Here is a 20,564-nt window from a genome sequence, read left to right as displayed (position 1 = left end):
CTGTACTATGAGATCTTTTTTAATTTTCTTTTTTACTGCCTGCCTGTTTAATCTGGCAAATGCCCAGCAAGATCTCGATGCTTTGCTTAAAAAATATAATACCGGGGAGGTACCTTACATTTCTGTGGAAGAATTACGGATGCAGCAGTTGAAGGGTGAGGTAACGATATTAGACGCCAGGGAGCCACAGGAATATGTCGTTAGTCACCTGGAAGATGCATATTTCGTGGGTTATGAAGATTTTGAGGTAAGCAGGTTAGCCGACATTCCAAAAGATAAACCAATAGTAGTGTACTGTTCCTTGGGCATCCGTTCCGAAGATATAAGTACAGAAATTCAAAAGGCAGGATTCAGGAATATCAGGAATCTGTATGGCGGCATCTTCGAATGGAAAAATAAAGGCTTTCCTGTGATAGATAGCAACGGAAAAGAAACAGAAAGGGTACATGCTTTCTCTCAAACCTGGGGGAAATGGCTTAAAAATGCCGAAAAAGTATATTAAGTGAACAAGAAAGACCTACTTATAATTTTTACCAAGAACCCTGAACCTGGAAAGGTGAAGACGAGGCTGGCCAAAGATATTGGGGATAGAAATGCTCTCGAAATATATAAGACCTTATTAAAGCATTCTCAAAAGCAAACTGCCTCTTTAAATATTTCAAAACATGTTTACTACTCTAACGAAATTCCAGAAGAAGATCTTTGGGATCGGGGTGGCTTTGATAAGAAATTACAGCGGGGTTCCGATTTAGGCTTAAGAATGGAAAATGCCTTTAGAGATGGCTTCGTTGCCGGTTTTGAAAAGGTCCTCATTATTGGGACAGACCTATTTGATCTCAAAACCGCTCATATTGAAGATGCCTTCAAGGCCCTGGACCAAAACGATTATGTAATAGGTCCGGCCCGGGATGGGGGATATTATTTGTTAGGCATGAAATCCCTGAATTCGGCACTTTTCAGGAATAAAAACTGGAGTACTTCCACAGTTCTAGAAGATAGCCTGAATGACCTGATGGGAGAAAAGGTAGAATTGTTAGAAATACAAAATGATATTGATGTACTGGATGATATTAAGACTTATCCTGCATTTCAAAAATTTATATAACTATGACAGATAGAATTGATGAATCTGTAGAATTCTTAAAAGAAAAAGGCTTTGGAGAGCCTGAGTTCGGTATAATCCTGGGCACCGGCCTGGGGAAGCTTCTGGACGATGTAGAGATAGAGGTACAGGCGAGCTATAATCATATTCCTTATTTTCCTACCGCTACCGTAGAATTCCATAAAGGAAAACTTATCTACGGAACTTTACAGGGAAGAAAAGTTGTGATCATGCAGGGGAGGTTTCACCTGTACGAAGGCTACAGCCTTTTTGATGTGACCTATCCGGTAAGGGTGATGAAAAGACTGGGGATCCAAAAGCTGCTGGTTTCCAATGCCTCCGGCGCAATAAACCTTGATTTTAAGAAAGGTGAATTAATGCTCATTGAAGACCATATTAACCTTCAGGGAGGTTCTCCCTTGGCTTTCCACGGAGTTGAGAAACTTGGGGAAAGATTTGTAGACATGAGTGAACCTTATGATGCAAAGATGAATGCTCATTTTGAAGAAGCGGCCAAAAATAATGATATCAAACTTCACAAAGGTGTTTACGCCTCGGTGCTGGGGCCTCAGTTGGAGACCAGGGCAGAGTACAGGTATCTGAAGGTCATTGGAGCAGATGCCGTGGGCATGAGTACTGTTCCCGAAGTGATCGTGGCCAATCACCTTAATATCCCTGTTTCGGCAATTTCAGTTATTACAGATCAGGGCGATCCCGATAACCTGGAGAAAGTTGATATTCAGGATATCCTGGCCATGGCCGCCAAAGCCGAACCAGATATGGTTAAATTATTTAAAGAATTACTTAAGAAGCTATAAGCATGAGCTATTTAGAAACAACCAAAGATGTTTACCGCGATGCGGCGCTTACTCCAGATGTGGGGCTTTGCTGTACCACCAATCCCATCTGGGAATTACCCGGCCTTAAGATCCCCAGGATCATGCAGGAAATGAATTATGGCTGTGGCACCACCGTTCATGCTCGTGACCTTACAAATAGCCCAAGGATTCTATATGTAGGAGTGGGCGGAGGAATGGAATTGCTTCAGTTCGCTTATTTTTCAAGGCAAAAATCGGGAGTAGTAGGGGTAGATGTAGTGGACGAAATGCTGGAGGCCTCCAGAAAAAATTTCCAGGAAGCCGAAGAGATGAATCCCTGGTTCAGTTCAGATTTTGTAGATCTTAAAAAGGGTGATGCCACAGATCTTCCTGTTGAGGATAATTCCATAGATGTGGCGGCGCAGAACTGCCTGTTCAACATCTTTAAAACAGAAGAGCTTACCAAAGCCCTTAAAGAAATGTACCGCGTTCTAAAGCCTCACGGAAGGCTGGTGATGAGCGATCCTACCTGTGAACAGGAAATGAACGAGGAGTTGAGGAATGATGAGCGCCTAAGGGCACTTTGTCTAAGCGGGAGCCTTTCCATTAAAGATTATGTAAAGGCTCTTACCGATGCCGGTTTTGGAACTATCGAAATTAGAGCAAGAAAGCCATATCGCATCCTGGATCCAAAGAACTATCCTACAGATGAACTTATCTATATAGAGTCTATAGAAGTTGCCGCGATCAAGGATCCCATGCCAGAAGACGGCCCTTGTATTTTCACCGGCAAGGCTGCTATCTATTACGGAGAAGATGATCATTTTGATGATGGCAAAGGGCATGTTCTGTTGAAGAATCAGCCTTTAGCGATCTGTGATAAGACGGCTGGTGCCCTAGCCTCGATAGGACGGGATGATATTTATATAAGCGAGTCTACCTTTCATTATGATGGTGGGGGCTGCTGCTAATTTTAAAACTGGAATATGAAAAAGTTCATTTTAAGTTTTGTGGTATTTATTTCCGGAGCCTGGATGTTCGCATCCTGTAACCTTATTTCCAGTGCGGGCTTCAATAGTAAAGGTTTGCCCACGCCAGATGTTACTGCAGAGTTGCGAAATTCTGGAGAGGGAGTACAAAATAAAGTAGATCATGGGATTTGGAATGGACTTTTGCAAAGGCATGTGGATAAGGATGGAATGGTAAATTATTCCGGGTTTAAGAAGGATAGGGAAAAGCTGGACGAATATTTAAAATTGCTTTCCAGTAAGAAGCCAGATGACAGTTGGAAAACTTCAGAATTGCTGGCCTATTACATCAATCTTTATAATGCCTATACGGTAGATCTTATTCTTAGGAATTACCCGGTTAAAAGCATCAAGGATATTGATGGAGCATGGACCAGGGAATTCGTGAAAGTTGGCGATACCGAAATCTCCCTTGGCGGAATTGAGAACAGTCTTCTGCGAAAAATGAACGAACCCAGGATACATTTCGCCATTAACTGTGCTTCCATTTCCTGTCCTAAATTGCTGAATGAAGCTTATACTGCCGGGAAGATAGAGAGCCAGTTGGATAAGGTGACCAGGGAATTCATTAATTCTGATAAGAATGTTATCTCGAAGAATGCTGTAAAATTATCTAAGATCTTCGACTGGTATAAAGGAGATTTTACTGAAAATGGGAGAAGCCTTATCGATTATATCAACCAGTATTCAGAAACCAGAATAGATCCAGATGCTAAAGTTTCTTTCCGGGAATACAACTGGGAGCTGAATGATTCTAAATAGGCTTTCATGATAAGTATCATCATTCCGGTATATAATGAAGAAGAGCAGCTTCCGGTACTTTTAAAGCACCTGGAAAAGACTTCTGCCGGTTTGATCTCTGAAATTATTGTCGTTGATGGTGGAAGTACAGATAAAACTGCTGAATTGGCCTTGAATTCGCCGGCTGTTTTTTACCTGAAATCTCCAAAAGGCAGGGCCGTTCAAATGAATGCCGGGGCAGATAGAGCTAAATCTGATATTCTGTATTTCCTGCACGCTGATAGTTTGCCGCCATTTGACTTTGATGCTGAAATTTTCCGAGCAATAGTGGAAGGGGTGGATGCAGGTTGTTTCCAGATGAAGTTCGATAAGGATCACTGGTGGCTCAACTTGATGGGCCAGTTCACCAGGCTTAACCATATTTCCTGTCGCGGGGGCGATCAGTCGCTGTTTATAAGACGGGACCTTTTTGAAAAACTTGAAGGTTTTGATGAAGCATATAAGGTCTACGAGGACAACGAATTCATAAGGCGTATTTACCAAAATGGGAATTTCAGGGTCATAAAAAAGTGGCTCACAACTTCTGCCAGACTCTACGAAAAAATGGGCGTCTGGAAAACACAATTGCTTTTTGCTGAAATCTACTGGAAACGCAGGTTAGGCGCGGGTCCCGAAGAACTCTACGAGCACTACTACAACAGGCTTAGTTCCTGAACCTGCCATAATAATCCCTAACCACTTCTTCTGCCGGTTTGTTCTGCGGCGTGAACCTGTCATTTTCCAATCCGCCGGCCGACTCCTGTTGATGCCACTTCCACAGGAAACCTCCCGAAAACCAGGTCTCGGGCCAGAATTCCTCATAGATAACCTCCAGGGCAAAAGCCTGCAGTTCGTGGTTGATCCCCGTATGATCCCTATCTGAATTCCATGGTTCTTTCACCGCATGATCAATATTTCTGTAGCCGTATTCGGTAAAGAGAATAGGCTTATGATATTCTGAAGCTAACGATTTAAGTTCCGGTTTATGCTTTTCCCAGCCAGATCTTATTTCTTCCTTTGTTGGAGAGGCTTCTTGATGCAGGGGGTAGTATGCGTCCACCCCTATCAGGTCCAGATGGCTCCAGATATCGGTTTTGTCAATCTTGTCCCAATTCTCGGCATAGGTGATCTTGCCCTGGAACAGTTCACGGACTTCAGAAATAAAGGAATTCCAGAATTCAGGCCGTTTATCTAAAAAATTGTATAATTCAGTTCCTATACAAAGTAGTTCTATTTGATGCTTTTCAGCGATCCCTGCATACAGCAGGATATATTCACGATAAGAAGCCTCAAATCTTTCCCAGTCTGCCCCGGTTTTGAAATCAAGATCCCCGGTGAACTTGCCGTTCATTATCCAGATATGTGGTTTTATCATGATCTTGAGTTCCTTCCTCCTTAGTACTGAAATTGCCTGTTCAATGCCTTCCAGTCTTTCACCAAACCACTGGCGATCTATATTGTAGATAAGTTCCGGCTCCTCTGTACTTCGAAGAAAGGCATAGGGCATCAGGGCAACCGCGTTCGCATTTACCTTAATAATCGGCTCCAGTTGACCGGTTTCCAGGCTGTCCCTGGAAGCAACCAGGCTTATCCCGTTGTATTTCCGCGAAGGAACTTCAGCCTGGCAGGAGCAAAAAAGGATCGCTATCGCAAAAGCGAAAATTTTTATGGTCTTGTTTGAGAAGCTTCCGTTCATCTGGTTTGAATATATAATCCCGGACATACTTGGGATTCTGCCTATTTTCAGCGTACTTTACTTTAGTGCTTTTGCTCTACCCAAATTAGGAAAAATTAATGAAGCATATCGTAATTATTGGAAATGGGATTGCCGGAATTACCGCCGCGAGGCATATCCGTAAAGCTTCCGATCAAAGGATCACCGTAATCTCTGGAGAATCTGATTATTTCTTTTCGCGTACCGCCCTGATGTATGTATATATGGGGCATATGAAGTGGGATCATTTGAAACCTTATGAAGACTGGTTCTGGGAGAAGAACAGGATCGAATTGAAAAAAGCCTGGGTAGAGAAGGTAGATTTCGATAATAAGAAACTATTGTTTTCTGAAGGGGAAAGCATGAACTACGATCAGCTGGTTCTGGCTACAGGCTCGGTCTACAATAAATTTGGCTGGGAGGGTGAAGATCTGAAAGGTGTACAAGGCCTGGTCTCGAAACAGGACCTTATTGAATTAGAAGAAAATACTGCCTACACTAAAAAAGCCGTGATTGTGGGCGGAGGCCTCATTGGGGTTGAGCTTGCCGAGATGCTGCGCACCCGAAAGATAGAGGTGACCTTCCTTGTTAGGGAGAAGGCCTTTTGGAATAATGTTCTGCCACTTCCCGAAGCAAGGATGATCTCTGAACATATTGCTTCGCATGGGGTAGACCTTCGCCATACTACCGAACTTGATAAGATACTTGCAGATGAAAATGGCCGCGTAAAGGCTGTTAGGACAAGCGCTGGAGAAGAGATTGAATGTCAGCTGGTAGGTCTCTGTGCCGGAGTTAGGCCCAATATAGATTTTCTAAAAGCCACAGAACTGGAAACCGACCGCGGTATCCTGGTAAATGAATTTCTCGAGACCAGTATTCCGGATGTTTATGCCATCGGCGATTGCGTACAGCATAGGGATCCGGTGGGACTTAGGAAACCGGTAGAGGCGGTTTGGTATACCGGAAGGATCATGGGCGAAACCCTTGCCCAAACTTTAACCGGGAAAAGAACTGCTTACCAGCCGGGGAACTGGTTCAATTCTGCTAAATTTTTCGATATAGAATATCAAACCTACGGATGGGTTTGGCCAAAGCCCCTGAAAAATGAACAGCATTTTCACTGGCAACATGAAAAAGAGCCAAAGGCCGTAACCATAGCTTTTGATATGGAATCAAGGAAATTTTTGGGCATCAATACTTTTGGTATACGTATGCGGCAGGAAGTGATCGATACCTGGTTAGATAAAGAGATGAAGATAGATCATGTACTGGTAAATTTAAGAGAGGCCAATTTCGACCCTGAATTTTATGACAGGCATGAAAAGGAGATCTTTAGAAGTTTTAAAAATAATCTACAGCAAGCTTAATGAGCAGGATAGAACATAATATGTCATTGACCGGCGAGGCACCCGCCTCCCTGAATACTCAACAAAAACTAGCTTCGTTCCTGGGAATGTCGGGGCTCATCATCCTTTTGCTGGCGGGCCTTAATGTAAATTTTCCGAACAAGACCATGTGGCTTAGTATTTCCCTGGGCGCGATTTTCGCCGGGATCGTATGGTTTGCCAGAGCTGCGTATTCAGATACACATCCCGGGATCAAAAATGACGGTATCTGGTTCAAGTCTATGACTAACCGGGGTTACCTGGCCTGGATCACGGGAATAGCCCTTACCGGCTTTTATATCGTGCTTTATTTCTATCCTGAATACCTTGGGCTTAGGGCTGAAGGAGATAATACCGGACTAATCGCCCTGTTCGATCCCCTGAGTAAACTTCTTAGCGGGAATCCGGCCAGCCAGTGGTTTGTTTACGGAACTCTTTATACCATTGCCATTGCAGCCTTCGGAATCAAATTCCTTTGGAAATACCGGCACAACCGCTATGAAAAATTAAGGACCATTTCGGTGATCTTTTTCCAGACGGCTTTTGCTTTCCTTATTCCCGAATTCATGTCCCGTTTGAATGGCGAAGGATTTAGTCTGCCCTATTATGATCTAAAGAATATATGGCCGTTGAATTATTACAATTTTGAACAGTATCGGGTAGACGATTTCCTGTCTGCCGGAACCATTGGTCTGGCCCTGTTGCTTTTTGGGATCGCGTCTATATTCATAATCACCCCGATCTTAACCTACAAATATGGAAAACGCTGGTATTGCAGCTGGGTTTGCGGTTGTGGCGGGTTGGCTGAAACGGCCGGTGATCCTTATCGTCATTTGTCAGATAAAAGTCTTTTTGCCTGGAAGGTTGAAAGATGGGTCATACATAGCGTGCTGGTTTTTGTGGTCCTTATGACGACCGCTGTGGTCTATTCCTATCTTGGATATGATGCCGATAAATACTGGCTGAATCGAGATGTCTTTCTTGTCGGGGTCGCTGTTTTTCTTACGATCTTATTTGCCGGGATCTGGTATTTTAAAAGAGAAGAATTAGAAAAGGATGCGCGTTACGGCGCCATATGCTACCTCGTGATTATCCTGTCCCTGGTCGGCTTCCACTATATGAGCGGCCAAAACCTGTTTCTTTTTAATGCAGAAACGCTAAGACAGGCCTATGGATTTTTGATAGGAGCCGTTTTTAGCGGGGTTATTGGTACTGGTTTTTACCCGATCTTCGGGAACCGGGTTTGGTGTCGTTTTGGGTGTCCCATGGCGGCGATTCTGGGGATGCAACAGAGGCTGTTTTCCAAATTCAGGATCACTACCAATGGTGGGCAATGTATCTCCTGTGGGAACTGTTCTACCTATTGCGAAATGGGGATAGATGTTCGTGCTTACGCCCAGAAAGGGGAGAATATCGTTAGATCAAGCTGTGTAGGCTGCGGGATCTGCTCTGCGGTTTGCCCCAGGGGTGTTCTGAAGCTGGAAAATGGTTCTCCTAGGAACCGAACTATCAGCCAGGAAGCGGTGATGGGGGATAATCTTGACCTGCTGGATCTCATCGAGCAGAAGAGCAAATAAATTCTGAAGAATACCCTATTTTTGCACCTTTATTAAAGCCCCAAACTTGAATATTCCAGAGGATCTTATTATAAAGGTTTTAATTCCTGCCTATAACGAAGCCGGCTCCATTCCCCATGTGATATCCGATATCCCGGATTATGTAGATGAGGTGATCGTGATTAGTAATAATTCTACCGATGATACCGAAGCCAATGCTGAAAAGGCTGGCGCGACCGTGCTATCTGAATCTCGTAAAGGCTATGGTTATGCCTGCCTGAAGGGTATGGAGTATGTCTCCAAATTGAAAGAAAAGCCTGAAATAATCGTTTTTCTTGATGGAGATTATTCCGATTATCCTGAGGAAATGGATAAGCTGCTGCAGCCGATCCTGGAAGAGGATAAGGATTTTGTGGTGGGAGCCAGGGTAGCTGAATGGCGGGAAAAAGGAGCCATGACCTTTCCGCAGATCTTTGGAAACTGGCTGGCCACAAGTCTGATGAAATTATTTTTCAGGTCTAGATTTACGGACCTTGGCCCATTCCGGGCCATAAAGTATCCAAAATTACTGCAGCTGGAGATGGAGGACAAAACTTACGGCTGGACGGTTGAAATGCAGCTAAAAGCATTACGACAAAACCTGAGCTATGCTGAGGTGCCGGTGCATTACCGGAACAGGATAGGCGTTTCCAAGGTTTCAGGAACCGTGAAAGGTGCTATCTTTGCGGGGGTTAAGATCCTTGGTTGGATTTTTAAATATAGTTTTAAATGATAGATCTAGCGGTAATCATAATTTATAGCCTTGCCTTGCTGGTCATTTTTATTTACAGCCTTTCCCAGCTTCATTTACTGGTCAATTACCTGAAAGCGGTAAAGTCTACCGACAATTCTGAAAAATATGATTTCACCCGGCATGAATTACCCTATGTGACGGTACAGTTGCCGCTGTATAATGAATATTACGTGGTCGAAAGACTGCTGAAAAATATAGCCCGACTAAATTATCCCCAAGAGAAACTCGAGATACAGGTGCTTGATGATTCTACCGATCATTCTGTACAAAAAACATCAGAGCTTATCAAAGAGCTACAGGAAAAGGGCCTGGATATACAACATATAAGAAGGGGGAACAGGACCGGTTTTAAGGCCGGAGCTCTGAAAGAAGGATTGAAGATCGCCAGGGGGGAATTCGTAGCTGTTTTCGATTCAGATTTCGTTCCTGGAGAGAACTGGTTGATGAAAACTTTGCCTTATTTCAAAAACCCAAAAATTGGGGTGGTACAAACGCGATGGGGGCATTTGAACAGGGATTACTCTTTACTGACCAGGATACAGGCTTTCGCGCTTGATTTTCATTTCATCCTGGAGCAGACCGGAAGGAATTTCGGAAGAAATTTTATCAATTTCAATGGTACCGCGGGTATCTGGAGGAAAGAATGTATCCTGGATGCCGGGAACTGGAGCGGCGACACCCTTACCGAAGACCTTGACCTTAGCTATCGTGCCCAAATGAAAAAATGGGAGTTCAAATATCTGGAGAACGTTGAAACCCCTGCAGAATTGCCTGTGGTGATTAGTGCCGCCAGGAGTCAGCAGTTCAGGTGGAATAAAGGTGCGGCAGAGAATTTCAGGAAGAATTATGGAAAACTGCTTAGGGACCCTTCGGTTTCCATTGCCACCAAATTTCATGGCTTTTTTCACCTGCTTAATTCAAGTATGTTCCTTATCGTATTATTACTTGCCATATTAAGTGTGCCGGTTCTTTATATTAAACATACCAACCCCAATTTTTCCTGGTATTTCAAGGTGCTGGCAGGATTTGCCATAAGTACCATCATATTTTTTGCCTGCTATTACGTGGCTTATAGAAAGGTTCATGGAAGGGGGATAAAGAGCTTTTTCAGGTTTATCGGCATGTTCCTCACTTTTTTTTCAGTAGCGATGGGCTTCTCCGTACATAATTCACTGGCGGTGCTGGAAGGTCATTTCGGAAAGCGTTCAGAATTCATCAGGACCCCGAAATTCAATATCAATTCGCTAAAGGATTCCTGGAAGGGGAACAGGTATTTAAAGAAACAGTTCTCAAAAAATATCCTTATTGAAGCTCTGCTCTTTCTCTATTTTGGCTTCGCCATCTGGAGCGCCTTTAAACTGCAGGAATTTGGCTTACTGGTTTTTCACCTGATGCTTTTTAGCGGATTTGGTTTCGTGGTCTTTAAAAGCCTGAAGGCAGAAGCCTGATTATTCTTATTTTAGCGGGAGCATATCGCTTTACATGGACTTCAGAAAACTAAAACTTTACCAGACCCCCATAATCTTTATCTTTTCCTGTTCGGCTTTTTATGCTGCATTCGCTTACGACCTGGAAAGGGCTGATTTCTTTAAGCTAATCGGATTGTATCTTGCTGTTTTCTTTTTAAGTTTTAAGCTTATACAGATGCAGAAGAATAATTTCTGGTTGCTGGCAGGCGCAGCCTTGCTTTTCCGGCTTATCTTCCTGTTTGCACTTCCCAACCTATCCCAGGATTTTTTCAGGTTCATCTGGGATGGCAGGCTTATCACTACCGGTTGGAATCCGTACAGGTATATTCCGAACGAGCTCATCGAAATGAATAATTTCAGTCTTTCCCAGGCGGTTGAACTTATTAAGGGAATGGGAAGCCTAAGTGCCGGGCATTATTCTAATTATCCACCCCTGAATCAGTTCCTTTTTGCAATTTCCGGCTATCTTTCTACCTCGAGCATTTTAGGATCGGTGATCATTTTCCGGCTTATGATTATTCTTGCCGACCTGGGAACTCTTATTTTCGGGAGGAAACTTTTAAGGTCGCTAGGGCTGCCGGAGTACAGGATCTTCTGGTATATCCTGAATCCTTTCATCATTATTGAAATGACCGGTAATCTTCATTTCGAATCGGTAATGGTCTTTTTCCTGGTTCTGTCCTTATACCTACTGCAAACAAGAAAATGGATGATAAGCGCCCTGGTTTTTGGTCTTTCTGTATCCATAAAACTACTACCGTTAATGTTGCTGCCACTGTTTTTCAACTATTTTTCAACCGATAAAAGATCGCTGAATTTTTCGAAGCTCATTACTTACTATCTACTAGTGATCGCTACCCTGGCAATTTCCTTTGTTCCATTTTATTCCGAAGAAATCTTCAGCAATTTTATGGCGAGTATAGGTCTATGGTTCGGGAAATTCGAGTTCAATGCTAGCATCTATTACTTGGTGCGCTGGGTTGGTTTCCAGGTGAAGGGATATAATATCATTGAGACGGCAGGGAAAGTACTTCCTGCAATAAGCTTATTGATCATCCTGGGTCTTAGTTTCTTTAGGAATAATGCGACAAGCAGGCAATTAATAGAAAATATGTTATTTGCCGTGACTGCTTACCTGCTACTATCAACTACCGTGCATCCATGGTACCTGGCGATCCCATTAATGCTTAGCCTTTTTACCGAATTCAAATATATGCTGGCCTGGACGCTGGTGGTAATACTGAGTTATTTCGCTTATTCGAACCCCGAATTTCAGGAAAATCCCTGGTTGCTGGCCCTGGAATACCTGGTCGTTCTATACTATTTAGGAAGGGACCTTTTTCAGAGATCTAAGCCGCAGGTTGCTTACTAGTCTTTTTCAGTAGGTACATATCTCTCATATAAATGATGGCACCAAAGAAATGGGCCGCAATAAGCACAGGATCATGACGAAATATACCGTAAGTAAATAATAGGCTCGAACCAATCAGGCTTAATATCCAGAATCCCATGGGCAGGGAAGATTCCTGGTTCATTTCAGAATAGTACCACTGATAAAAGAACCTCGAGGTATAAATTATCTGGGCTAGGATCCCAAGGCCGATAAGCCATCCGGAGATATTTTCAGATTTAAAAAGATCAGACCAGGTAAGGCTTCCGAAGAAAATGATATAAGCGGCAATTCCGGAAGGGAAAATATTCACCAATGCCTTAAAGAAAAGGTTCCTTTTTTTCCACTCTCCCATTAAGACCAGATTACGCCAGTAGACTCCATAAATGAGGAACTGCCCCAGCATGATGGCAAGGTCTTCTCTCAAATAACCATAAGTGAATAGTAAGATGGAAGCCAATAGGCTGAGTTTCCAGAACAGGACAGGTGTTTCTACCTTTTGTGATTTTTCAGAAAGGAACCACTGTGAAATAAGCCTGGCCGAAAACAGGAGCTGGGCGAGAAACCCGATCGCGAAAATAGGCCAGTCTTGCATAGTGTCTATAAATGAAAAAGCTGTTCAATATTAATCAAAATGACCTATTGAACAGCTTTAACTACCTGTAATTATTTGTTAATTACATATCCAGGAGATATGCAAAAACCAGGGGAGCAACAATGGTTGCATCACTTTCTATGATATGTTTGGGTGTATTGATGTCTAATTTACCCCAGGTGATCTTCTCATTTGGCACCGCTCCGGAATAAGACCCGTAACTAGTAGTCGAATCTGAGATCTGGCAGAAATAGCTCCAGAATGGAGTATCTGTTCTTTCCATATCCTGGTAAAGCATAGGCACCACACAAATAGGGAAATCACCGGCAATACCACCACCAATCTGGAAGAAACCAATTCCGTTATCAGAATTCTCAGTGTACCAGTCGGCAAGGAAGGTCATGTATTCTATTCCAGACTTCATGGTGCTCGCTTTTAATTCACCTTTCAGTACATAAGATGCGAAAATATTTCCCAGAGTTGAATCTTCCCAACCCGGAACTACCATGGGTAGGTTCTTTTCTGCCGCAGCATACATCCATGAATCCTTGATGTCTATTTCGTAATGTTCTTCCATCACCCCGCTTAACAGCAGTTTGTGCAGAAACTCATGAGGGAAATAGCGCTCACCTTTTTCTTCGGCATCTTTCCAGATCTTGAAAATATGCTCCTGTATCCTTCTGAAGGCTTCTTCTTCAGGAATACAGGTATCGGTCACACGGTTCAATCCTTTTTCCAACAGGTCCCATTCCTCCTGCGGAGTAAGGTCACGATAGTTAGGAACTCTTTTATAATGCGAATGCGCTACCAGGTTCATCACATCCTCCTCCAGGTTTGCACCCGTACAGGAAATGATATGAACTTTATCCTGGCGGATCATCTCTGCAAAGATCTTCCCAAGCTCGGCGGTACTCATTGCACCCGCAAGGGAAACCAGCATCTTTGAGCCGTTCTCCAGTTGTTTTTCGTAATCTTTTGCCGCATCTACAAGAGCTGCAGCGTTAAAGTGTAAATAATATTTCTCAATGAACTGAGATATCTGTCCTTTACTCATCTTCGTCTTCTTCGTTGTAATTTTGATATTTGAATTTATAGCTCAACATCTTGTAATAGAGTTTCGCCGCAAGGAAATCTGAAGATTTCTCTTTTTCGTTAGGGCATAGCTCCACGATGTCGAACCCAACCACGTTCTTCTTTTTGAACATCATCTTCAGGAATTCCAGGGTCTCATACCAGAACAATCCTCCTGGTTCCGGGGTTCCTGTAGAAGGCATGATGCTAGGGTCAAAAGCATCAAGGTCTATTGTAATAAATACGTTAGGCGTCATCTGGCCAATAGCATCATCCTGCCAGTCTTCGTATAGGTCATGAGCAAAATACACCTGGTTCTCGTCCATATGGTCCTTCTCTGAAATGTCCATAGAGCGGATACCAATCTGCAACAAGTTGGTATTCTTACTGGCTTCATGCAGGGCACAGGCGTGATTGCATTTAGAACCTTCATATTCTGGTCTAAGATCGGCATGTGCATCCAGCTGAACCACGGTTAGGTCTTCAAAAGCCTCGTTAAATGCTCTGATGCTTCCAATAGAGATCGAGTGTTCTCCTCCAAAAAGGGTCACGAACTTCTCCTGTTTAATATAGTTTTTGGTGGTCTTATAAACCGCCTCGACCATTTTTTCAGGGGAAGAGTTCTCGGTGACAGGAGGGGCCAGGTAGATCCCTTTCTTGTAAACCTCGCTTTGGGTTTCTATGTCGTAAAGCTCCATGTTTTCAGAAGCATTTAAAAACGCATCAGGGCCTTTATCGGCGCCTTTTTGCCAGGTACTGGTACCATCGTAGGGAACAGGAATCAATACCACCTTAGCTTCGTCTATACGAGCGTATTTTTCGGGTATCCCGGCATAATTCTTTTTGCTCATGGCTAATAAGAGAGTTTAGTTAGTTGATTTTAAAGTTATAAGATATTAATTGTTTCTATCGTATCCCAGGATGTTCAGCATATCTTCAGCATTTTGCTGTTCGCTGAATAACCTGGTGGTTAATTCACCATTTTCATCACGGTCTATCAGGATATGTTTTGGCTGCGGGATCAGGCAATGCTGAAGTCCGCCATAACCTCCAATGGTATCCTGGTAGGCACCTGTGTTAAAAAATCCAATATATAATGGTTTGTCCTTTTTGAATTTCGGCAGATAAATGGCGTTGGTATGCTGCTCTGAGTTATAATAATCGTCGCTATCGCAGGTAAGGCCACCTAAAAGTACCCTTTCATATTCATCGTTCCAGCGGTTTACCGCCAGCATGACGAATTTCTTACTAATGGCCCAGGTATCTGGTAAAGTGGTGATAAAAGAAGAATTGATCATATTCCATTTCTCACGGTCGTTCTGTTGCTTCTGGTACAGCACTTCATAGATCGCTCCGCCGCTTTCTCCAACGGTAAAACTTCCGAATTCTGTGAAAATGTTCGGAACATCAACGTGGGCCTCTTCACAGGCAAGCTTGATCTGGTTCACGATCTCGTCTACCATATAGGCGTAATCGTAATCGAAAGCCAGGGAGTTCTTTATAGGGAAACCACCACCAATATTCAGGCTGTCCAGGGTAGGGCAGATCTTTTTCAGGGCGATATAAACCTTGAGACATTTGTTCAGTTCGTTCCAGTAATAAGCGGTATCGCGAATCCCCGTATTTATGAAGAAATGCAGCATACGCAGGTCTACCTGCTCATTTTCTTCCAGCTGTTTTTTATAGAAAGGAACAATGTTCTTGTAACCTATTCCCAGTCTTGAGGTATAAAATTCAAATTTTGGTTCCTCTTCAGAAGCAATTCGTATTCCTACTTGGAATTTCCCCTCGATTTTTTCTGAAAGCAGGTCCAGCTCCTCATAGTTATCTATAATAGGAAGGCAATTCTTATGTCCGCCATTCAACAGCCTGCTGATGTTTTCAATGTATTGGTCCCTTTTAAAGCCGTTGCAGATCACCCAGCGATCATCTGAAATCTTCCCGGCCTTCTTCAGTTTTTCCACAATATTGATGTCGAAAGCTGAAGAGGTCTCTATATGGATGTCGTTTTTAAGTGCTTCATTAAGAACATGTTCAAAATGAGAGCTCTTGGTGCAATAGCAATAGTTATAGGAACCCTGGTAATCATGCTTTTCTATGGCCGATTTGAACCAGCCTTTCGCGCGATTTATATTCTGTGAAATTTTGGGCAGGTAGGTGAACTTAAGCGGTGCTCCGTATTTTTTAACTAATTCCATGAGGTCGATGTCATGAAATTTTAACTGTGTGCCGTCCAGGTTAAACTCTTCCTGTGGGAAGTAGTAAGTCTGGTCGATGAGGTCGCTGTACTTGGTATTCAATTTCTTAAAATGGTTTAAGGCTAAAAATTAGAGAATAATTTATAGGGTCAAAAGAATCGACTGGTAAATTAATGTTAAGAAAAGGTTTCGGGGTGTGTGGGCTTGTCCAGAGAACTTCTGAAAACCACTAAGATCTGCTGCTGAATAGACTTCAGGCTTGTAAAATGAAATTCTGTTCAATTACATAAAAAATCGAAAGGAAGCCGGTTATATGGCTCCCTGTTTTTGACGGGGTAAATGTATTAAAAAAACAGAATGATAAGCTAAAAAAAATACTATAACATTCCCAGGTTAATCACCTCTTGTTCAGTAAGGTGTCGGTGTCTTCCGCGAGGAAGATCCTTTTTGGTAAGTCCCCCAAAAACAACACGATCCAGGCTTTCCACTTCATAGCCCATGCTTTTGAAAATACGGGTTACGATATGCTCCTTGATACTTTTTAATTCTATCCCCACCTCGGTATGTGGTTTATCATCGATGAAGCTAATGCTGGTCACCGGTACCTTGGAGCCTTCAAGATAAACTCCTTTTTGTATGGCTTCCAGGTCTTCCTTGCTCATATTCTTGTTAAGGGTCACCTGGTAGATCTGCCTGATCCCATTCTTAGGTTTGGCCAGTTTTTTAGCCAGGGTGCCGTCATTGGTGAATAATAGCAATCCCTTTGCCTGGTTGTCCAGTTTCCCAACAGGGCTCACCTTCGCGCTGGTAGCTTTAGAAACAAGCTCCATTACGGTGCGGCCACCTTTTTCAGGATTTCCGGTCACGAAGAATCCGGCAGGTTTGTTCAGTAGAATATATACAGGTTTTTCAGGGTTTAGGCGACGGCCATCGAACCTTACATCATCTTCCAGTTTAACACGGTAACCCATCTCGGTGATGGTCTTCCCGTTAACGGTCACGTTCCCGGCGGCGATATACATATCTGCCTCGCGACGTGAACAAATACCTGAATTCGCGATATATTTATTTAAACGAATCCCGTCTGTATTAGACAACGGGCTTTTCTCCATTTTCGGTTTGATTGGCGCATTACCGCGGGCATGGGACTTCTTTCTCTGTCCGCCACCTTGCCTTCCGCTGTACTTTTTGCCTGAAGATCTGTCGTTTCTACTCATCGCTAAATTTTTTGCAAAGATACGTTATCCCCAATGAGGTAGCCAAGGAATTGAGAAAAGTTTTAGAATGAGGGATTTATCTAAAATACGCGGTTGATCACTTCATCGATGTCGATAAGCAAAATGCTGAAAACACCCACTACAATGATCAGTTTCAAAATATTATGAAGTAGGAGATACTGCCACTTAGCCTTGCTAAAGTAAAGCATCAGTAAGAAAATGATAAGTAGCACTAGCGAGGTATAGAAATAATAATTCATGTACCCGGTCTCGAAACGTGTGATAAGAAGGTAAATGGGAATGATCGCCATCAGGGCGCAAACAGCAAGACAAAACTTGCTCCATTTCTCTCCATACACCAGCGGAATGGTCCTGTAATTCTGTACCAGGTCTCCCTGCATGTTTTCCAGGTCCTTTACCAGTTCGCGCATTACGATCATAAGGTAAAGGAAGGTCGCGTGAATAAAAATGACCGTTTCGAAGTTCTTATAATAAACAAATACTATGAAGAAAGGGGTAATCGTAAGGATAGAGGCTACCAGGTTCCCCAGAAAAAGTATTTTTTTCAGACGATGGGAATAAAGCCAGATCACAAAAATATAGATGGAAAAGAAAACCACCGCCCTGAAGGAAACATAGCTGGCAAAAAAGATCGCAGCAAAATTCAGGATAAAATAAACCGATAACTTGGTTCGCTGACTTACTACGCGATCCAGCATGGTTTTTTTAGGCCTGTTAATAAGGTCTTTCTCGCTATCGTAAAAATTATTGATTATATAGCCAGCCGCGATGGTACTGGATGAAGCGAGGATAAGGAAAAACAGGTTAGGATCGAACAATACGTCCCGTAAAGGTTTGTCGTGGGCCAGTATGAATGCCGATGTAAGGTACTGCGCTATGACGACTACCAGGATATTATAACCTCTTACTACTGAAAATAGACTAAGTATCTTCAGCAGAAGTCGCTTGTTAGCAGTGCTCGCCATGAATATAATTTAGAAGTTGTAAACTACTTCTAAATTGTAATCTTTCAGAGCTTTTCTGGCTTTATCTATATCTTCGGTGAACCCGAGTATATATCCTCCGCCACCAGAACCACAAAGTTTTAGGTAGTAATCGTTGGTTTCGATCCCTTTCTTCCATAACTTATGAAATTGTGCGGGGATCATTGGTTTAAAGTTATCCAGGACCGTATGCGAAAGTTTCTTAACGTTAGAGAATAAAGATTTTACATCTCCCTTAAGGAAATCATCCACACAGGCATCGGTTTGCTTTACGAACTGGTCTTTCAGCATTTTTCTGAAAGGTTCCTGTTTCATGTTTTCCATGAAGATGCTCACCATGGGTGCAGTATCTCCCGTAATCCCACTATCCAGAAGGAATACGGCGCCGGTACCATTTTCGGTTTGAGAAGGTATGCCGGCAGGTTCAATATTTTCCTTAGAATTGATAAGGATCGGGATGCTTAAATAGGAATTTAAAGGATCAAGCCCTGAAGATTTTCCATGGAAGAAAGATTCCATCTCGCCAAAGATCTTTTTCAGCTTTAACAGCTTGTCCCTGGTAAGGTTCTCCAGTACCGTGATCTTATCCTTGGCATATTTATCATAAATTGCCGCTACTAGGGCACCACTACTACCAACCCCATAACCCTGAGGGATACTGGAGTCGAAATACATTCCTTTTGAAATGTCTTCCCTTAGGTCTTCCAGGTCGAACTGTACTAGCTCAGGATTGTTTTCCTGAAGCGCTTCCAGATAGGCTGCAAACTTCCTAAGGTTCTCATTAGATTTCTGTGCTTTTTCACTTAGATTCTTGTCCAGTTTCAAAGCACCATTATAAAAGTTATAAGGAATAGATAAACCCTTGGAATCCTTAATGATCCCATACTCCCCGAAGAGAAGGATTTTTGAATAAAATAGAGGTCCTTTCATAGTATTTTCAAATTGACAATGGATAATTGAAAATTGACAATCATGTTGATTTTGAGGTCTTGATAATCTTAGTAAGCAATTTCAAAATTTCACCAAGGTCTTCTTTCATTTCATTGTGTTCCAGATCACTAATATAGTCAGATTCTTTTAAAAGGTCTAACCAGTAGTCAGTTTCATTGGCTTCTTTAAGCCCTATTGAGAGCTTATGAATAAAATCTGCCCTGCTTTCAGCCTGTTCAGATTCTCTTACCAACGCCCCTTTGGCTGTTCCGGAACGTACCAGTTGGCGCGAAAGTACGAACTCTTTCTTTTGGTCGATAATCGATTTGTATAGATTAACAATTTTCACGGAGAACTTAAAAGTCTTGGTTCCTATGACATTCTCCTTCATTATTGTCAATTATCCATTTTCAATTATCAATTCTTCGATGCTCCATCACCAACATGGTCGCAAATATACTGTCCGTTTTGACAATATACAACTAACTCATTATTAATGAATTCTAAAATTTTAGTAGCGTGATTTTCAGGATAAAGAACATGTACGTTGGCGCCGGCATCAAGGGTAAAACATACCGGTATCCCGGTGGTTCTTCTGTATTCCCAGATCTTATTGATGACCTCCAGTGTATTAGGTTTCATCAGGATAAAATAAGGAAGGCTGCTCATCATCATGGCATGCAGGCTTAAGGCCTCGCTCTCCACGATCTTTATAAATTCTGAAGTGTCCCCGTTCTTGAGCACCGGGATCAGTTTTTCCAGATTGTCTTCTGCCTGCTTAAATCGCATTTCGGCAAACGGATGCCCATGCATCAGGTCGTGACCCACCGTGCTGCTTACCTGTTTTTCACCTTTATCTACCAGCAGGATGGTGTCCTTATAAGTTTTGAAGATTTCGTGCACCTCGTAAGGGAACTGAATGGCATATTCATCTGAAGAACCTTCTATACTCTCATGTTCTCCCCAAACCACCAGTTGGCCCGCGATGCTTCTGGAGGCACTTCCAGAACCCAGTCTCGCCAAGAAAGAAGCCTTTTTATTAAAATATTCCTGGGACATCCCGGGATAAAGTTCCTTTTCCAGGTCCATTAAGCATAGGGCGATCGCGCTCATTCCGCTGGCTGAAGAAGCGATCCCGCTGCTATGAGGAAAGGAGTTTTCGCTGTGGATCTCGAATTGATAATCCTTTAGATAAGGGCAATATGTTTCTATCCGCTGAAAGAACTTCTGGATCTTAGGTTTAAAATCCTGCTTCGGCTTTCCTTCAAAGTAAAAATCGAAATCATAAGCTTCGCTGTTTTCTTCTTTTTTAAAATACTTCAGGCTGGTGGTGCTCCTGCATTCATCCAGTGTAAAACTAATGGAAGGGTTGGCCGGGATCTGGTTTTCTTTCTTACCCCAGTATTTTACCAACGCTATATTGCTGGGGGATTGCCAGCTAACTTCTCCGCTAACAATATTTTTCGGTTCTGTCTTAGGAATAAAATCCTTTTGGGTCATCCTCAAAAATTTTT

General features: G+C 42.7%; 21 protein-coding genes. 11 read left to right on the top strand and 10 right to left on the bottom strand.

Going from position 1 to position 20,564, the window contains the following annotated elements:
* Positions 1-7: 7 nt before the first annotated feature.
* Genes FLP08_RS16475 through FLP08_RS07200 form a run of 6 tightly spaced genes read left to right on the top strand, consistent with a single transcriptional unit; the run spans position 8 to position 4,403 of the window.
* Positions 8-502 (top strand): rhodanese-like domain-containing protein, encoded by a 495-nt coding sequence (locus FLP08_RS16475; RefSeq protein WP_238388459.1) that lies wholly within the window; start codon positions 8-10, stop codon positions 500-502.
* Positions 503-1,105, top strand: coding sequence for a TIGR04282 family arsenosugar biosynthesis glycosyltransferase (locus tag FLP08_RS16470; RefSeq protein ID WP_341484986.1), 603 nt, complete (start codon positions 503-505; stop codon positions 1,103-1,105).
* Positions 1,106-1,107: 2 nt separating this feature from the next.
* Positions 1,108-1,920, top strand: a complete 813-nt coding sequence (locus FLP08_RS07215) for a purine-nucleoside phosphorylase (protein ID WP_156275437.1) — start codon at positions 1,108-1,110, stop codon at positions 1,918-1,920.
* 2 nt (positions 1,921-1,922) lie between these two features.
* Positions 1,923-2,891, top strand: coding sequence for an arsenosugar biosynthesis arsenite methyltransferase ArsM (gene arsM, locus FLP08_RS07210; protein WP_156275435.1), 969 nt, complete (start codon positions 1,923-1,925; stop codon positions 2,889-2,891).
* Between the two features lie 15 nt (positions 2,892-2,906).
* On the top strand, positions 2,907-3,710 hold the full coding sequence (locus FLP08_RS07205) for a DUF547 domain-containing protein (RefSeq protein WP_156275433.1): 804 nt from the start codon (positions 2,907-2,909) through the stop codon (positions 3,708-3,710).
* Between the two features lie 6 nt (positions 3,711-3,716).
* Positions 3,717-4,403 carry a TIGR04283 family arsenosugar biosynthesis glycosyltransferase gene (locus FLP08_RS07200; protein ID WP_156275431.1) on the top strand — a complete coding sequence of 229 codons (687 nt, stop codon included), beginning with the start codon at positions 3,717-3,719 and terminating at the stop codon, positions 4,401-4,403.
* Here FLP08_RS07200 and FLP08_RS07195 read toward each other — a convergent pair.
* On the bottom strand, positions 4,393-5,451 hold the full coding sequence (locus FLP08_RS07195) for a glycoside hydrolase family 113 (RefSeq protein WP_238388458.1): 1,059 nt from the start codon (positions 5,449-5,451) through the stop codon (positions 4,393-4,395). The two genes, FLP08_RS07200 and FLP08_RS07195, sit on opposite strands and share 11 nt — an antisense overlap.
* Positions 5,452-5,522: 71 nt before the next feature.
* Here FLP08_RS07195 and FLP08_RS07190 point away from each other — a divergent pair, with 71 nt between their 5' ends.
* Genes FLP08_RS07190 through FLP08_RS07170 form a run of 5 tightly spaced genes read left to right on the top strand, consistent with a single transcriptional unit; the run spans position 5,523 to position 12,017 of the window.
* The gene (locus FLP08_RS07190; protein ID WP_156275429.1) at positions 5,523-6,809 is read left to right on the top strand and encodes an NAD(P)/FAD-dependent oxidoreductase; all 1,287 of its coding nucleotides are present in this window, start codon (positions 5,523-5,525) and stop codon (positions 6,807-6,809) included.
* Positions 6,809-8,404, top strand: coding sequence for a 4Fe-4S binding protein (locus FLP08_RS07185; RefSeq protein ID WP_156275427.1), 1,596 nt, complete (start codon positions 6,809-6,811; stop codon positions 8,402-8,404). Before FLP08_RS07190 ends, FLP08_RS07185 begins: the two co-directional genes overlap by 1 nt.
* Before the next feature lie 46 nt (positions 8,405-8,450).
* Positions 8,451-9,155, top strand: coding sequence for a glycosyltransferase family 2 protein (locus FLP08_RS07180; protein WP_156275425.1), 705 nt, complete (start codon positions 8,451-8,453; stop codon positions 9,153-9,155).
* Entirely contained in the window at positions 9,152-10,624 is a 1,473-nt protein-coding gene (locus FLP08_RS07175) for a cellulose synthase family protein (protein WP_156275423.1), read from the top strand. The genes FLP08_RS07180 and FLP08_RS07175 overlap by 4 nt, the downstream gene beginning before the upstream one ends.
* A 34-nt stretch (positions 10,625-10,658) precedes the next feature.
* Positions 10,659-12,017, top strand: a complete 1,359-nt coding sequence (locus FLP08_RS07170; RefSeq protein ID WP_156275421.1) for an MptA/MptB family glycosyltransferase — start codon at positions 10,659-10,661, stop codon at positions 12,015-12,017.
* Here the strand turns inward: FLP08_RS07170 and FLP08_RS07165 are convergent.
* From FLP08_RS07165 to FLP08_RS07125, 9 genes are all read right to left on the bottom strand, one after another.
* The gene (locus tag FLP08_RS07165; protein WP_156275419.1) at positions 11,995-12,630 is read right to left on the bottom strand and encodes a lipid-A-disaccharide synthase N-terminal domain-containing protein; all 636 of its coding nucleotides are present in this window, start codon (positions 12,628-12,630) and stop codon (positions 11,995-11,997) included. The genes FLP08_RS07170 and FLP08_RS07165 overlap by 23 nt on opposite strands.
* A gap of 82 nt (positions 12,631-12,712) precedes the next feature.
* Positions 12,713-13,684, bottom strand: coding sequence for a deoxyhypusine synthase family protein (locus FLP08_RS07160; RefSeq protein WP_156275417.1), 972 nt, complete (start codon positions 13,682-13,684; stop codon positions 12,713-12,715).
* Positions 13,677-14,552: an agmatinase gene (speB, locus tag FLP08_RS07155; RefSeq protein ID WP_156275415.1), complete on the bottom strand. Its 876-nt coding sequence runs from the start codon at positions 14,550-14,552 to the stop codon at positions 13,677-13,679. The genes FLP08_RS07160 and speB overlap by 8 nt, the downstream gene beginning before the upstream one ends.
* Positions 14,553-14,597: 45 nt before the next feature.
* Positions 14,598-16,001 carry an arginine decarboxylase gene (locus FLP08_RS07150; RefSeq protein ID WP_156275413.1) on the bottom strand — a complete coding sequence of 468 codons (1,404 nt, stop codon included), beginning with the start codon at positions 15,999-16,001 and terminating at the stop codon, positions 14,598-14,600.
* Positions 16,002-16,276: 275 nt separating this feature from the next.
* Entirely contained in the window at positions 16,277-17,116 is an 840-nt protein-coding gene (locus tag FLP08_RS07145; protein ID WP_156275411.1) for a pseudouridine synthase, read from the bottom strand.
* An 80-nt stretch (positions 17,117-17,196) separates the two neighbouring features.
* Positions 17,197-18,102, bottom strand: coding sequence for a geranylgeranylglycerol-phosphate geranylgeranyltransferase (locus FLP08_RS07140; protein WP_156275410.1), 906 nt, complete (start codon positions 18,100-18,102; stop codon positions 17,197-17,199).
* Between the two features lie 9 nt (positions 18,103-18,111).
* The gene (locus FLP08_RS07135; RefSeq protein WP_156275409.1) at positions 18,112-19,050 is read right to left on the bottom strand and encodes a mevalonate kinase family protein; all 939 of its coding nucleotides are present in this window, start codon (positions 19,048-19,050) and stop codon (positions 18,112-18,114) included.
* A gap of 40 nt (positions 19,051-19,090) precedes the next feature.
* Positions 19,091-19,441, bottom strand: a complete 351-nt coding sequence (locus FLP08_RS07130) for a four helix bundle protein (protein WP_156275407.1) — start codon at positions 19,439-19,441, stop codon at positions 19,091-19,093.
* A 26-nt stretch (positions 19,442-19,467) separates the two neighbouring features.
* Positions 19,468-20,550, bottom strand: coding sequence for a diphosphomevalonate decarboxylase (locus tag FLP08_RS07125; RefSeq protein ID WP_156275406.1), 1,083 nt, complete (start codon positions 20,548-20,550; stop codon positions 19,468-19,470).
* Between the last annotated feature and the right edge of the window lie 14 nt (positions 20,551-20,564).

The organism is Christiangramia aestuarii, assembly GCF_009735585.1.
Classification (GTDB): Bacteria; Bacteroidota; Bacteroidia; order Flavobacteriales; family Flavobacteriaceae; genus Christiangramia; species Christiangramia aestuarii.
This window is presented reverse-complemented; position numbering and strand designations above follow the sequence as displayed.

Bases quoted from the DNA above. Each gene is read 5' to 3' on its own strand.
- speB (WP_156275415.1), bottom strand. From the start codon at position 14,552: ATGAGCAAAAAGAATTATGCCGGGATACCCGAAAAATACGCTCGTATA.
- FLP08_RS16475 (WP_238388459.1), top strand. From the start codon at position 8: ATGAGATCTTTTTTAATTTTCTTTTTTACTGCCTGCCTGTTTAATCTG.
- FLP08_RS07140 (WP_156275410.1), bottom strand. From the start codon at position 18,102: ATGGCGAGCACTGCTAACAAGCGACTTCTGCTGAAGATACTTAGTCTA.
- FLP08_RS07135 (WP_156275409.1), bottom strand. From the start codon at position 19,050: ATGAAAGGACCTCTATTTTATTCAAAAATCCTTCTCTTCGGGGAGTAT.
- FLP08_RS07190 (WP_156275429.1), top strand. From the start codon at position 5,523: ATGAAGCATATCGTAATTATTGGAAATGGGATTGCCGGAATTACCGCC.
- FLP08_RS07195 (WP_238388458.1), bottom strand. From the start codon at position 5,451: ATGTCCGGGATTATATATTCAAACCAGATGAACGGAAGCTTCTCAAAC.
- FLP08_RS07200 (WP_156275431.1), top strand. From the start codon at position 3,717: ATGATAAGTATCATCATTCCGGTATATAATGAAGAAGAGCAGCTTCCG.
- FLP08_RS07160 (WP_156275417.1), bottom strand. From the start codon at position 13,684: ATGAGTAAAGGACAGATATCTCAGTTCATTGAGAAATATTATTTACAC.
- FLP08_RS07205 (WP_156275433.1), top strand. From the start codon at position 2,907: ATGAAAAAGTTCATTTTAAGTTTTGTGGTATTTATTTCCGGAGCCTGG.
- FLP08_RS07165 (WP_156275419.1), bottom strand. From the start codon at position 12,630: ATGCAAGACTGGCCTATTTTCGCGATCGGGTTTCTCGCCCAGCTCCTG.
- arsM (WP_156275435.1), top strand. From the start codon at position 1,923: ATGAGCTATTTAGAAACAACCAAAGATGTTTACCGCGATGCGGCGCTT.
- FLP08_RS07145 (WP_156275411.1), bottom strand. From the start codon at position 17,116: ATGAGTAGAAACGACAGATCTTCAGGCAAAAAGTACAGCGGAAGGCAA.
- FLP08_RS07185 (WP_156275427.1), top strand. From the start codon at position 6,809: ATGAGCAGGATAGAACATAATATGTCATTGACCGGCGAGGCACCCGCC.
- FLP08_RS07215 (WP_156275437.1), top strand. From the start codon at position 1,108: ATGACAGATAGAATTGATGAATCTGTAGAATTCTTAAAAGAAAAAGGC.
- FLP08_RS07125 (WP_156275406.1), bottom strand. From the start codon at position 20,550: ATGACCCAAAAGGATTTTATTCCTAAGACAGAACCGAAAAATATTGTT.
- FLP08_RS07175 (WP_156275423.1), top strand. From the start codon at position 9,152: ATGATAGATCTAGCGGTAATCATAATTTATAGCCTTGCCTTGCTGGTC.
- FLP08_RS07130 (WP_156275407.1), bottom strand. From the start codon at position 19,441: ATGAAGGAGAATGTCATAGGAACCAAGACTTTTAAGTTCTCCGTGAAA.
- FLP08_RS07170 (WP_156275421.1), top strand. From the start codon at position 10,659: ATGGACTTCAGAAAACTAAAACTTTACCAGACCCCCATAATCTTTATC.